We start from the raw sequence: 12,242 nt of genomic DNA, 5'->3' as shown, positions 1-12,242 counted from the left end.
CCATGACCAACCCCTTCGACGACCAGGACGGCACCTTCCTCGTGCTCGTCAACGACGAGAACCAGCACTCGCTCTGGCCGCAGTTCGCGGACGTACCGGCCGGCTGGACCGCCGTCCACGGCCCCGACACCCACGCCGCCTGCCTCGCCCACATCGAGGAGTCCTGGACCGACATGCGGCCCCGGAGCCTCGCCGACGCGATGGAAGCCCGGCGGTGACCACCACCGACACGGCGGCCGGGGCCCGCGCCACCGCGGGCCCCGGCCGGCCCGGCGATCTCGCCGCGGCCCTGCTCGCCCCCGCGGCACGCCGCGACCCGTACCCCGTCTACGCCCGCATGCGCCGCGAGGACCCCGTCCACCGCAGCGCCCAGGGCATCTGGTACCTCACCCGGCACGCCGATGTGGAGAGGGCGCTCGGCGATCTGCGGCTCTCCAACGACCGGGACAGGATGACCCGCGCGTACGAGGCGCTCGGCGGCGACCTCAAGGCGTTCAGCCGGCTCACCGACCGGCTCGGCCGGGTGATGAGCAACACCGACCCGCCCGACCACGCCCGGCTGCGCAGACTCGCCAACCGGGCCTTCACCGCCCGGCGCGTCGAGGCCCTGCGCGACGGAGTCCAGCGGATCGTGGACCAACTCGTCGACGAGGCCGTCGGGGCCGGCGCCGCCGGAGCGGCCATGGAGCTGATCGAGGCCGTCGCCTCCCCGCTGCCGATGTCCGTCGTCTGCGAGCTCTTCGGCATCCCCGACGAGGACCGGCCCCGCGTCAAGGGATGGTTCCGCCGCTTCGGCCGGCTCAGCGAGGACATCGACAAGTCCGAGACGGCGATCAAGGAGTACGAGGAGTATCTCGCCGGGCTCGTCCGCCGGCGCCGTCGGACCCCCGGGAACGACCTGATCAGCGCCCTGGTCGCCACCCAGGCCCAGGACGACCGGCTCACCGACTCCGAACTGCTCGCCACCTGCTTCGTCCTGATCACCGCCGGGGACGAGACCACCACCCATGTGATCAGCAACGGGATGCTGGCCCTGCTCCGCCACCCGGACCAGCTGGCCCGGCTCCGCGCCGACCCCGGGCTGATCCGCGGCGCCGTCGACGAACTGATCCGCTACGACACGGTGACCCAGTCCATCGTCCGGGTCGTCGCCGAGGACCTGGAGATCGGCGGACGGACCCTGCGCCAGGGCGAACTCGTCTACCTGGTCCTGGGCGCGACCAACCGGGACCCGGAGGCATTCGCGGACCCCGACCGGCTCGACCTGACCCGGCCCGGCCACCGCCACCTGAGCTTCGGCCACGGCCCGCACTTCTGCCTCGGCGCCCCGCTCGCCCGGCTCCAGGCCGAGATCGCCCTCGGCACGCTGGTGCGCCGGCTGCCCGGACTCCGCCTCGCCGAAGGGGCGGAGCTGGAGTGGCGGGACAACCCGCTGCAACGGCGGCTCACCGCCCTCCCGCTGTCCTACTGACCCCACGGCCGCCGGTGCGCCGGCGGCCGGACGACGAGAAGGAGAAACCGACCATGGCCCGAGAGTTCCAGGTCCGCCGGGAACAGCGGCTGCCCGCCCCGCCCGACCAGGTCTGGGAAGCGGTCGCCACCGGCCCCGGCAACCTCGGCTGGCTCTACCCGATGGAGATCGAGCCCCGCGTCGGCGGCCGGGTCACCCGGGGCGACGCCACCGTCCTGGCCTGGGAGCCGCCGCGCCACCTCGCCGTGAAGGCGACCCAGGAGGGCGGCTTCTCCAACACCCTCACCTACCGCGTGGAACCGGCCGGCGACGGCACGAGCCATCTGCGCATGGGCATCCACTGGGTGCACACGGGCGTCGTCGACGAGGCGTGGCAGTGGGACGCCAAGACGGACGTCGCCGAGAAGTACGTCGACTTCCACCAGCACGCCCTGGCGGAGTACCTCACGCACTTCGCCGGCCGCCGCGCCGTGTACGTCCGCGCCCAGTGCCCCGCGCCCACCGCCGACCCGGAGGACTTCGCCGCGCTGCGCCGGCGCCTGGGCGTTCCCGACGGTGCCGTGGTGGGCGACCGCTTCCCGCTCCTGGCCCCCGGCCCGGGGAGCGGGCCCGTCGAGGCGGTCGTGGACTGGACGGGGCCCGACTTCCTCGGGCTGCGCGGTCCGGACGCCCTGTACCGCTTCTTCAACGGCAGCAGCTGGAACGTACCGATCTGGCTGGGCCACCACCTGTTCGCCGAGGACGCCGACGAGGAGCGGGCGACCGAGGAGTGGACCGCCTGGCTCCACGACACCCGGGTCCCGGCCTCCTCGGCCGGGGCCGGGGAGGGACGCGGAGGGCGGCCGTGACGGAGACCCTGAACGAGGCCGGGGCGTACGCCGACGCGGACGCCCCGGCCGGCCGGCTGCTCTACGCCGCCGAACTCGTCGAGGAGAACGGCGGGTTCACGCTCGTCCTCCAGGACGTGAACCGGGGCACGGTCCAGACGACCCCGGTCCCCGGGTCCATGGTGGACAAGCTGCCGGTCTTCTTCGCGGCCCTCAAGGCCAAGTGCGACCCGGCGGCGCAGCGGCGCCGCCGCTAGACGAGGCGCCCCGCACCGGGCCGGCACCGCGCACCCGGTGGCGCCGGACCCGGTGCCGGGCCGTCACACGGCGGCCGGTGAGGGGGCGGCGGCCGGCCGCTCGCCGTCCGTCCCCTCCCACGCCGTGCGGTGCGTGAGCCCGATCATCCCGACGAACGTCAGGACCGCGGCGACCGCCGCCGCCGCACCGCAGACGAGGAACGCGGTGCCGAAGCCGCTGCCGAGGGCGTCGAGCGCGAGGTCGTGCGCGGCCGAACCGGGGGCGCCGGGCGGCAGGCTGTTCACCGCGATCGGGCCGCCCTCGGCGGCGATCCCGCGCGCCGCGCCGAGCTGCCCGGCGGGCAGCTCCGCACCGCTCAGCTTCGACGTGAACGCCGAACCGGCCTTGCTCAGGGCGACCGCGCCGACGACCACGGGGCCGAGTGCGAAGCCCAGGTCGCGCAGCATGTTGGTGGTCGCGCTCGCCATGCCCGCCAGGGGCGGTTCCACGCTGTCCAGGGCCACCGCGGTCACCGAGCTGACGCAGAGCGCGAAGCCGATGCCGATCAACAGGTCCGGGACGACGAACGCGGTCAGCGCGGGGTCCGTCACATCGAGGCCGGCGCACAGGAAGCAGCCGACGGACATCAGGACGAAGCCCGACGTCAGCAGCCAGGTCGGGGCCACCCGGTGCAGCAGCCGCGAGACGATCGGGATCAGCACGAACGCGGGTCCCTGGAGCAGCAGGAACGGGACCGCGACGCGCAGCGGGTCCTGGTGCTGGACCGGGCCGAGCCACATGCTGGTCGCGAAGCACGCGCCGAGGAAGGCGAGCATGCCGATCACGGCGACCAGGGACGAGACCGTGAAGGCCCGGTTGCGGAACAGGCTCAGGTCGAAGATCGGCGACTGCGCGCCCACCTCGACCAGGACGAACCCCGCCAGGACCACCAGCCCGATCATTCCGGACAGCAGGACGGGCAGGGTCGTCCAGCCCGACTCGGGGCCCTCGACGGCCGCGTACAGCACCAGGATCAGACCGATGGCGAACGTGATCTGGCCCGGTATGTCCAGCGAGCGCCCCTCCGGCGCGCGCGATTCGGCCGTCAGGGCGAGTGTGAGCACCATGCTCACGACGGCGAGGCCGACGAGGACCCAGAAGGAGCCGCGCCAGGAGCCGACCTCCGCGAACATCCCGCCGAGCAGGGGGGACAGGGCCGCGCCCGCCGAGAGGAAGCCGGTCCACAGCGCGACGGCCTGGGCCCGCTCCCGGGCGGTACGGGTGACCGAGACGAGCATGGTGAGCGAGCCGGGGAACAGCGCTCCGGCGCCGAGGCCGTTGAGCGCGGCGCCCACCCAGAGGACCTGGACGGTCGGGGCCAGGGCGGCCACGGAGCTGCCGACGACCACGAGGGCGGCGCCGGCCGCGATCAGCCGTTTGCGGCCGTAGCGGTCGCCGAGCACGCCGAACGTGAACTCGAAGCATACCACGGCGATCATGAAGGCCGAGGTGATCCAGGTCAGCTGGGAGCCGTGGGTGTTCAGGTCCTCCTGGAACAGGCCGTTGAGCGAGGCCGGCAGCGCGTTGGCGACCTGCGCCACGAACACCGCACAGCTGGTGGCAGCCAGCGTTCCCGCGTAGCCCGGTCTCCGGGCGGCCCCCGCGGTTGGGCCGTGGGACACCGTCGTCCCGTTGTTGAGCGTCATTGCTTTCTCCCTGGCTGGGAAGGGGTGGGTGCCCCGCCACCGGGCGGGACGGGCTCCGGCCGACGGCCGTAGCGAGGGGAGGGGGGAGAGGGGAGCGTCGCGCGTCGCGCGTCGCTCGTCGTGCGCGCCCGGTGTCGTGCTCGTGGTCGGGGGTGGAGACACGGCTCGGATCCGGCGCGGTGTCGTGGACAATGACACTTCGCCATACACTGTGTCAATGAAATGTTCGTGGCATCTGGTGAATGACCTCGGCGTCAGGCCATCGTGCGGGAAGACCGCCGGCACGACGGAGCCGAGAAGGCCGAGGACGAGCGCGGTGATGCCGACGGGCCCCTTCGACTCCACCCCGCCCGGGCCGGCGGACGTGTGCGCGGCGGCCCCGGGGGTAACGCCGCGCCGATCACTGCGCCGTGCGCAGATCCGCCTCCATGGCGCGCGCCGCCGCGCCGAGCGTCGCGACGAGCGACGGAAGATCGTGCGCGTCGTAGCGCACGCTGGGCAGCGAGACCGAGAGGCCCGCCTGCGGGGTGCCGTCCTCGCCGTGCACGGGCACGCCCACGGCGACCAGCCCGCGTTCGGAGCGCTCCTGGTTCACGGCGAAGCCGGTACGGGCGACGCGGCGCAGCTCCGGCCGGAGGCGCGCCAGGTCCGGCCGGTCCGCCGGGCGGTCCCGGTAGCGCGTCTCCGCGTACAGCTCCGCCAGCTCGTCGTCGTCCAGCGCGGCGAGCAGCAGGAGCCCGGCCGTCGTGCGGTGTGCGGCGAACACCATGCCCTCGCGCGAGCCCACCCGCAGCGCCTGCCGGCTCTCCACGCTGGCGATGAAACGGGCCGTGTCCCCGGTCCGGATCGTCAGGTTCGCCGTCTCGTCCAGCAGGCTCACCAGCCGGTGCAGATGGGGCAGGGCCGCCGCGCGCAGCCGGGAGACCTGAGACTGCGAGTGCGCCGCCAGTTCCAGGACCGGGCCCGCCCGGTAGACCCGGCTCTCGTCGCGCACCGCGAAATCCCGGTAGACCAGCATCGCCAGGATCCGATGGGCGGTGGAGCGGGCCACGCCCAATCGCTCGGCGATCTGCGAGACGGTCGCCGCCCCCTCCAGCTGGAGCATCGTCGCGGCCCTGAGCGCGTGGTCGACGCTCGCGATCGGGTACGGCGGGGGCGTTTTCAGCGGCTTGTCCACGGGGCCTCCTCGCACCGGACGGGCCCCGGCCGCGGGCCGGGCGGGCCCGCGCACACCCCGGAGACGCGTTCTGCTCTCCAGAATCTACCTGTTCCGCAAGGCGGTCCGTCGCAGGCTGGGCCCGCTCCGGCGGGGCGCGCCGGACTCTCCCGCCCCCTCTCCCCGCGATCCGAGGACGACACCATGGTTTCCGCTACCCCTCCCGCCGACAGCGGCCCCGGCGCGAGCGCCGGGGTGCGCACCGCGCGCACCGCCCCGCCCCTCTCCGTCCCGGCCGCATCCCGGGTGCCGGCCGGTCACCAGGAGGTCGCGGCATGATCACGACCCTCGCCGAGAGCACCGACGAGGCCGTCGCGGGCATCGAGGACGGTGCCACGGTCCTGGTGGGCGGATTCGGTCTGGCCGGCATGCCGTTCGACCTCATCGACGCCCTGATCCGGCAGGGCGCCCGCGATCTCACCGTGGTCTCCAACAACGCCGGCAACGGCGACGCGGGCCTGGCCGCGCTGCTCGCGGCGGGCCGGGTCCGCAAGGTCGTCTGTTCCTTCCCCCGGCAGAGCGACTCCCATGTCTTCGACGGGCTCTACCGCGCCGGACGGGTCGAGCTCGACGTCGTTCCGCAGGGCACCCTCGCCGAACGGATGCGGGCCCAGGGGGCCGGGATCGGTGCCTTCTACTGCCCGGTCGGTGCCGGCACCCCGCTGGGGGAGGGCAAGGAGACCCGGGAGATCGACGGGCGCGTCCACGTCCTGGAGTACCCGATCAAGGGCGATGTGGCGCTGATCCAGGCACACCGCGCCGACACCCTGGGCAACCTCGTGTACCGCAGGACCGCCCGCAACTTCGGCCCGGTCATGGCCACCGCCGCCACCATGGTCGTCGCCCAGGTCGCCGAGATCGTGCCCGTCGGGGCCATCGATCCCGAGACCGTGGTCACGCCGGGAATCTACGTCGACCGACTCGTCCGGGCGGAACCCCGGCGACTGACCGTGCGGGGAGCCCGCTGATGACCGCCACGCCCACCACGACCGGGGCCCTGCCCGTCGAGCACCCGGACCGGGGGCCCCTGGGCACCGACGAACTCGCCGCGCGCATCGCCCGGGACATCGCGCCCGGCTCGTACGTGAACCTCGGCATCGGGCAGCCGACCCGCATCGCCGAACACCTCCCGCCGGAGGCGGGCATCGTGCTGCACACCGAGAACGGCATGCTCGGCATGGGCCCCGCCGCGACCGGCGACGCCGTCGACCCGGACCTCACCAACGCCGGGAAGGTCCCGGTCACCGAACGGCCCGGCGCGGCCTACTTCCACCACGCCGACTCCTTCGCGATGATGCGCGGCGGCCATCTGGACGTCTGCGTCCTCGGTGCCTTCGAGGTCTCCGCCCGCGGCGACCTCGCCAACTGGCACACCGGGGACCCCGACGCGATTCCGGCCGTCGGCGGCGCCATGGACCTCGCCGTGGGCGCGCGCGAGGTGCTGGTGATGATGCGGCTCTTCACCCGCGAGGGTGCGCCGAAGCTCGTCCCCGCCTGCACCTGCCCGCTGACCGGGGCCGGCTGCGTCAGCCGCGTCTACACCGACCACGGGGTCTTCGAGCCCGGCCCGGACGGGGTCAGGGTCCTGGAGACGTACGGCATCACCCTCGCCGGCCTGCGCGAACGGCTGGACGTCGACCTGGTGTGAGCCGCCGCCCCGCCGTCCGCTGCCGTGCGCCACGTCAGGAGAGACGACGCCCTGTGTGCCGGGCAGTCGGCGCGTACGGCCGGCGGGCGACGGCGCGTTAGGATCCGTGCATGGCGAACCTTCGTGAGGCCCAGAAGCGGATGACCCGCAGGCTGCTGCTGGAATCCGGCCTCGAACTCTTCACGACGAAGGGGTACGCCGCCACCACCGTCGACGACATCGCGACCGCGGCGGGCACCACGCGCGCCACGTTCTACGCCTACTTCTCCTCGCGCAGCGAACTGATGCAGGCGCTCATCGACGAACAGCTCAACGAGACGCTCCAGCGCGTCGGTTCGCCCGAGCACGGCTCGACCGCGCTCGGGCTGGTGGCCACCGTCGCCGACGGGTCCCCGGAGGCGATCGCGGCCTGGCTGCGCCGGACCGCCGACAGCTGGCCGGCGATCCGGCCCATCATCCGAATCGGCCGGGACGCGGCGGTGGTCGACCCCGACCTCACCGACCTCGTGGAGCGCTGGCTGGAGGAGGCCGTCGGCGACATCGAGGACGGGCTGACCGAGGCCGGCCGGCTGGAGCCGCACCAGCGGCACTTCCGGGGTGTCCTGGCCATGGCGCAGCTCGACTTCGTCGCCCAGCACTGGGACCGGGCCGACTGGAAGCTGACGCGCGAGCAGATGCTCGGCGAACTCACCGCGAGCTGGACCGCCCTGCTGAACTGAGCGTCCCGCTCACGACTGCCCGACGCCCCCCGGCGGCCGGGCCCGCACCCGCGCCTCGCCGCCCACGTCACCGATCCCTCCTCCCGTAGCGCCCCGAGCGCGAGGAGCCGCACCGTGGATCGCGGTCGACCGAATCCGGCCGACCGCTTCTGACGCACGCCCGCGACCTGCCCTCTGCGCCGCCCGTGCGGCCCCCTGCGCGGGTGGCGACGTGACGTCGCAGCAGCTCAATGCACTGTCGGGTGATTATTTTTTCCTGGTGTCTGTTTCATTGACGCCGTGTAAAGCGAATAGCTACGGTGACTGCCACAAGGTGCGACGCACCCCACCCGTACTTGTGAGGGCAGGCATGAGCCTCAAGACCAACACCGTCAACACCGTCCTGGGACCGGTGGCCGCCGAGGAGCTGGGCGTCGTCGCGGTCCACGAGGCACTGCTGTCGGTGGTGCCGGGCGCGGAGTACGCCTTCGACATCACGATCGACCGCGCCGAGATCTTCGAGACCCTGGCCGCCAAGCTCACGGACTTCCGCGAACACGGCGGCGGCACCGTCGTCGACAGCACCGGGATGTTCCACGGCCGGGACCTCCCGCTCTACGAGGCCCTGTCCCGGACCACCGGCGTCCACCTCGTCGCCTCCACCGGCCAGGGCCCCGAGGAGATGCTCGGGGGCTACTTCCTCACCCCCCAGACCAACCCCCCGACCCCCTGGCCCGCCGAGAAGTTCGCGGCCCTGTTCACCGCCGAGATCACCGACGGCATGGTCGTCCCCCGGGTCGAGCGCCGCGCCGCCGCCGGGCTCGTCGCCACCGCCGCGACCCGCACGGGCACCACCGCGACCGACGAGAGCCTGCTGCGCGGTGCCGCGCGCACCGCCTCCGCCACCGGCGCCGCACTCTCCGTCCGCTTCGGGAGCGACGCCCTCCACGACCTCGCCATCGCCCTGGACGAGGGGCTGCCGGCCGGCCGGATCGCCGTCGCCGGACTCGACCGCCGCGACGCCGTCGCCGCCGGCGCCCCCGAGGCGGTCGCCCGCGCGGGCGCGTACGTCGCGCTCGACCACGTCGGCACCGAGGACGACGACCACATCGACGACGCCGCTCGCGCCGCGCTGGTCGCCGCCCTCGTACGCGACGGACACGGCGGCCGCCTCCTGCTGTCGGCCGGCGCCACCGGGGTCGCCAAGGGCCACACCGGCAACGACCTTCCCTACAGCCAGGTGCTGACCGCGTTCCTCCCGCTCCTGAGGACGCACGGTCTCGGCGAGGAGGACATCCGGCGGATTCTCGTGGACAACCCGCGCGACCTGCTGTCCGTGCGCTGAGCCCGGCTCCCCGTACCCCCTCAAGTCCCTTCGTTCAAAGGTGAGTGCAGTGTCGAGAGTGAACACCGTCCTCGGGGCGGTCCCGGCCGAGGAACTCGGGTTCGTGGCCGTCCACGAGCACATCGGCTACGGGATGCCCGGCTCCGAGCTGGACACACAGTGGTGGAAGACCCCCGAGGAGCGGTACGCCGAGACCGTGCCGAAGCTCCGCGCCTTCCACGAGAACGGCGGCGGCACCTTCGTCGACGCCACCGGCATCTGCAACGGCCGCGACATCGACTACTACAGGTCCCTGTCCGCGAAGACCGGCGTCCACATCGTCGCCTGCACCGGCTTCGTCGGCGGCGACACCGCCCTGCCGCACTTCGCGCGGGCCGATGTGGACTACCTGACACGGCAGTTCGTCCACGAGACCGGCGTCGGCATCGGGAACACCGGCAGCCGCGCCGGAGTCATCAAGGTCGGGGTGAGCCGGGGCGGTCGGATGACCGACCTGGACAAGCGCATCTACCGCGCCGCCGCCCGCGCCGCCCTCACCACGGGCGTTCCCGTCCTCACCCACCTCGCGATCGACGCCGAGAACGCCGTCGCCATTTTCCGCGAGGAAGGGCTTCCGCTCGACCGCGTCCTGTTCGGCCACGTCGACGACGGTGTCAACGCCGACAAGACCCGCGACGTGTGGATCGCCGAACAGGGCGGACGCATCGGCTTCGACACCTTCGGCTACGAGACCGAGCTGCCCGATCCGCCGTTCTGGGCCCGCCCCCGCGAGGAACGGCTCGCGCACTTCCTCCGCTTCATCGGCGCCGACCGCAGCCGCCTCACCCAGGTGCTCGCCTCCGCCGACGCCAACTGCTCCCCGCTGGGCTGGCCGGGCGTCAAGGGCCACACCGTCAACTACCTCTTCGACGACCTCGTCCCCGACCTCCGCGCCGCCGGATTCGACGAGGCCGCGATCAGGACGCTCTTCGTCGACAACCCGGCCGGCTTCCTCACCCTCCAGAAGTAGAGAGAACCACCATGCACCTCTCCGCCCTCACGAACCTCAAGATCGCCATTGTCGGCGCCGGCTACGGCGGGGCCGCGGCGGCCAAGGCCCTGAGCCTCCTCGGCGCCCGGGTCGACGTCTACGAACAGGCCGCCGAGATCCGCGAGGCGGGCGCCGGCATCGGACTGCGCCCGGCCACCATGAACCGCTTCCGCGAGTGGGGCATCTTCGACGCCATCGCGGAGGTCAGCTCCCCGAGCGCGCACTTCGAGATCCTCACCCCCGCCTGCCACCCGATCATGAAGGAGGCGTGGCCGCCGGCCGGTGAGCAGGTGCACACCCATCTGATCCACCGGGGCGACTTCATCGACGCGCTCCTCGGCGTCCTCCCCGAGGGCATGGTCCACCTCGGCCACCGGCTGGAGAGCGTCACCGACCACGGTGACCGCGCCGTCCTCTCCTTCGCCAACGGTGCCCGCGCCGAGGCCGACCTCGTCATCGGCGCCGACGGCATCAAGTCCGTCGTACGCCGGGAACTCTTCAGCGACAAGGAGCCCGTCTTCGCCGGCGAGCACGCCTACCGCGCCGTCATCTCCCTGGACGACGCCCATGGCATGGTCACGGACGACGACCTGCGGATGTACATCGGACGGGGCACCAAGATCTATCTGCTGCCGCTGCGCCACCGCGACCAGGTCTCCTTCGACATCACCGCCCTGTGCCCGGACGGCACCTGGGTCCCCGAGGTCACCAAGGACGACCTGCTCGCCACCGTCGAGGGGTTCGACGAGCGCCTGGTCGCCATCACCCGCGCCCTCGACATGGACACCGTCAACATACGGGCCGTGTACGACATCGACCCCGTCGACACCTGGCACTCGCAGTGCGTGGCCCTGCTCGGCGACGCGGCCCACTCGATGCTCCACCACCAGGGCCAGGGCGCCAACTCCGCCGTCGAGGACGCCGGGGCGCTCGCCGACGCCCTGCGCGAGGCGCACTCCGTGCCGCAGGCGCTGGCCCTCTACCAGGCCACCCGCAAGCCCGTCACCGACCGGCTCCAGGCCGTGTCCCGCCAGGGCTGGACCGAGGACGAGATCGACGAGGTCTTCCCCGGCCAGCGCCCCGCGACCGCCGCGGCGGAGGACTGAACCCATGGCCCTGCACCCCGAGATCGCCGCGTTCGTGGCCTCCCTGCCGCCCCCGCCGCCGGGCCCCCTCGACCCGCCGGCGATGCGTGCCGCCGACGAGGCGCACCTCACGCCCCTCGCCGAACGCCTTCCGCTCCACGCCGTCGAGGACCTCACCGCCCGCACCCCGGCGGGCGACGTTCCCGTACGCGTCTACACCCCGGCGCCCGCCGACCGCCACGGCGTCCTCGTCTACTTCCACGGCGGCGCCTTCTTCCTCGGCAGCCTGGAGACGCACGACCACATCGCGCGCTCCCTCGCGAAGGAGACCGGGCTCAAGGTCGTCTCCGTCGGCTACCGGCTCGCCCCCGAGGCCGCCTTCCCGGCCGGGCTCGACGACTGCCACGCCGTCGTCCGCTGGGCCGCGGGGGAGGGCGACCCGCTCGGCTGGGACGGCACCACCCTGGCCGTCGCCGGGGACAGTTCGGGCGGCACCTTCGCCGCCGCCGTCGCGGCCCGCGCTCACGACGAGGGGTTCGACCGGATCACCCACCAGATCCTCTACTACCCCTCGCTCGACCTGGACTTCGACGCCGACCGCTACCCCTCCCTCCGCGAGAACGCCGTCGGCTACGGCCTGGAGACCGCCGGACTGAAACCCTTCAACTCCTTCTACCTGGACAGCGGGGCCGACCCGGCCGACCCCCGCGTCTCACCGATCCGCCGCACCGACCTCACCGGGCTGCCGCCCGCCCTCGTCGTCACCGCCGAGCACGACCCGCTGCGCGACGAGGGCGAACTCTACGGGCGGCGGCTGCGGGAAGCCGGGGTGGACGCGACGGTCAGCCGGTACGCGGGCGCCGGCCACGGCTTCGTCCAGCACTTCTCCGGCATTCCCGAGTACCGGCGCGTCTTCGCCGAGACGCGCGACTTCCTCGGCGCCTCCTGATCGCGGCGCTCCCGTACGAGTCCGGAAGGA

At 73.1% G+C, this 12,242-nt stretch carries 14 protein-coding genes; 12 read left to right on the top strand and 2 right to left on the bottom strand.

Annotation, left to right across the window (positions count from 1 at the left end; translation table 11 throughout):
- Positions 1-2: 2 nt before the first annotated feature.
- Genes ACWCXC_RS08330 through ACWCXC_RS08315 form a run of 4 tightly spaced genes read left to right on the top strand, consistent with a single transcriptional unit; the run spans position 3 to position 2,555 of the window.
- A complete protein-coding gene (locus ACWCXC_RS08330; protein ID WP_450887454.1) occupies positions 3-218 on the top strand; it encodes an MbtH family protein in 216 nt (71 codons plus the stop codon).
- Positions 215-1,471, top strand: a complete 1,257-nt coding sequence (locus tag ACWCXC_RS08325; protein WP_450887452.1) for a cytochrome P450 — start codon at positions 215-217, stop codon at positions 1,469-1,471. The genes ACWCXC_RS08330 and ACWCXC_RS08325 overlap by 4 nt, the downstream gene beginning before the upstream one ends.
- 53 nt (positions 1,472-1,524) lie before the next feature.
- Positions 1,525-2,319, top strand: a complete 795-nt coding sequence (locus tag ACWCXC_RS08320; RefSeq protein ID WP_450887450.1) for an SRPBCC family protein — start codon at positions 1,525-1,527, stop codon at positions 2,317-2,319.
- Positions 2,316-2,555: a hypothetical protein gene (locus ACWCXC_RS08315; protein ID WP_450887448.1), complete on the top strand. Its 240-nt coding sequence runs from the start codon at positions 2,316-2,318 to the stop codon at positions 2,553-2,555. Before ACWCXC_RS08320 ends, ACWCXC_RS08315 begins: the two co-directional genes overlap by 4 nt.
- Before the next feature lie 63 nt (positions 2,556-2,618).
- On the opposite strand, the gene ACWCXC_RS08310 is transcribed toward ACWCXC_RS08315, so the two are convergent.
- Together ACWCXC_RS08310 and ACWCXC_RS08305 are read right to left on the bottom strand one after the other, a co-directional pair.
- On the bottom strand, positions 2,619-4,241 hold the full coding sequence (locus ACWCXC_RS08310; protein WP_450887446.1) for an MFS transporter: 1,623 nt from the start codon (positions 4,239-4,241) through the stop codon (positions 2,619-2,621).
- A gap of 400 nt (positions 4,242-4,641) precedes the next feature.
- Positions 4,642-5,418 carry an IclR family transcriptional regulator gene (locus tag ACWCXC_RS08305; protein WP_450887444.1) on the bottom strand — a complete coding sequence of 259 codons (777 nt, stop codon included), beginning with the start codon at positions 5,416-5,418 and terminating at the stop codon, positions 4,642-4,644.
- Positions 5,419-5,601: 183 nt separating this feature from the next.
- Here ACWCXC_RS08305 and ACWCXC_RS08300 point away from each other — a divergent pair, with 183 nt between their 5' ends.
- The 8 genes from ACWCXC_RS08300 to ACWCXC_RS08265 all read left to right on the top strand — a co-directional run bounded on the left by ACWCXC_RS08300 (position 5,602) and on the right by ACWCXC_RS08265 (position 12,212).
- Positions 5,602-5,736 (top strand): hypothetical protein, encoded by a 135-nt coding sequence (locus ACWCXC_RS08300; protein ID WP_450887442.1) that lies wholly within the window; start codon positions 5,602-5,604, stop codon positions 5,734-5,736.
- The gene (locus ACWCXC_RS08295) at positions 5,733-6,425 is read left to right on the top strand and encodes a 3-oxoacid CoA-transferase subunit A (RefSeq protein WP_450887440.1); all 693 of its coding nucleotides are present in this window, start codon (positions 5,733-5,735) and stop codon (positions 6,423-6,425) included. Before ACWCXC_RS08300 ends, ACWCXC_RS08295 begins: the two co-directional genes overlap by 4 nt.
- Positions 6,425-7,105, top strand: a complete 681-nt coding sequence (locus ACWCXC_RS08290) for a 3-oxoacid CoA-transferase subunit B (protein WP_450887438.1) — start codon at positions 6,425-6,427, stop codon at positions 7,103-7,105. Before ACWCXC_RS08295 ends, ACWCXC_RS08290 begins: the two co-directional genes overlap by 1 nt.
- Before the next feature lie 110 nt (positions 7,106-7,215).
- Positions 7,216-7,824 carry a TetR/AcrR family transcriptional regulator gene (locus tag ACWCXC_RS08285; RefSeq protein WP_450887436.1) on the top strand — a complete coding sequence of 203 codons (609 nt, stop codon included), beginning with the start codon at positions 7,216-7,218 and terminating at the stop codon, positions 7,822-7,824.
- A 349-nt stretch (positions 7,825-8,173) separates the two neighbouring features.
- Entirely contained in the window at positions 8,174-9,148 is a 975-nt protein-coding gene (locus tag ACWCXC_RS08280; RefSeq protein ID WP_450887434.1) for a phosphotriesterase family protein, read from the top strand.
- 49 nt (positions 9,149-9,197) lie between these two features.
- A complete protein-coding gene (locus tag ACWCXC_RS08275) occupies positions 9,198-10,157 on the top strand; it encodes a phosphotriesterase family protein (protein WP_450685923.1) in 960 nt (319 codons plus the stop codon).
- A gap of 11 nt (positions 10,158-10,168) precedes the next feature.
- Positions 10,169-11,284, top strand: a complete 1,116-nt coding sequence (locus ACWCXC_RS08270; RefSeq protein WP_450887432.1) for an FAD-dependent oxidoreductase — start codon at positions 10,169-10,171, stop codon at positions 11,282-11,284.
- Between the two features lie 4 nt (positions 11,285-11,288).
- Positions 11,289-12,212, top strand: a complete 924-nt coding sequence (locus ACWCXC_RS08265; RefSeq protein ID WP_450887430.1) for an alpha/beta hydrolase — start codon at positions 11,289-11,291, stop codon at positions 12,210-12,212.
- Positions 12,213-12,242 lie beyond the last annotated feature (30 nt).

It is taken from the genome of Streptomyces sp. NPDC001515 (assembly GCF_053597115.1).
This window is presented reverse-complemented; position numbering and strand designations above follow the sequence as displayed.

Coding starts and splice junctions, on each gene's coding strand:
- ACWCXC_RS08330 (WP_450887454.1), top strand. CDS start 3: ATGACCAACCCCTTCGACGACCAGGACGGCACCTTCCTCGTGCTCGTC.
- ACWCXC_RS08320 (WP_450887450.1), top strand. CDS start 1,525: ATGGCCCGAGAGTTCCAGGTCCGCCGGGAACAGCGGCTGCCCGCCCCG.
- ACWCXC_RS08310 (WP_450887446.1), bottom strand. CDS start 4,241: ATGACGCTCAACAACGGGACGACGGTGTCCCACGGCCCAACCGCGGGG.
- ACWCXC_RS08300 (WP_450887442.1), top strand. CDS start 5,602: ATGGTTTCCGCTACCCCTCCCGCCGACAGCGGCCCCGGCGCGAGCGCC.
- ACWCXC_RS08295 (WP_450887440.1), top strand. CDS start 5,733: ATGATCACGACCCTCGCCGAGAGCACCGACGAGGCCGTCGCGGGCATC.
- ACWCXC_RS08290 (WP_450887438.1), top strand. CDS start 6,425: ATGACCGCCACGCCCACCACGACCGGGGCCCTGCCCGTCGAGCACCCG.
- ACWCXC_RS08285 (WP_450887436.1), top strand. CDS start 7,216: ATGGCGAACCTTCGTGAGGCCCAGAAGCGGATGACCCGCAGGCTGCTG.
- ACWCXC_RS08280 (WP_450887434.1), top strand. CDS start 8,174: ATGAGCCTCAAGACCAACACCGTCAACACCGTCCTGGGACCGGTGGCC.
- ACWCXC_RS08270 (WP_450887432.1), top strand. CDS start 10,169: ATGCACCTCTCCGCCCTCACGAACCTCAAGATCGCCATTGTCGGCGCC.
- ACWCXC_RS08265 (WP_450887430.1), top strand. CDS start 11,289: ATGGCCCTGCACCCCGAGATCGCCGCGTTCGTGGCCTCCCTGCCGCCC.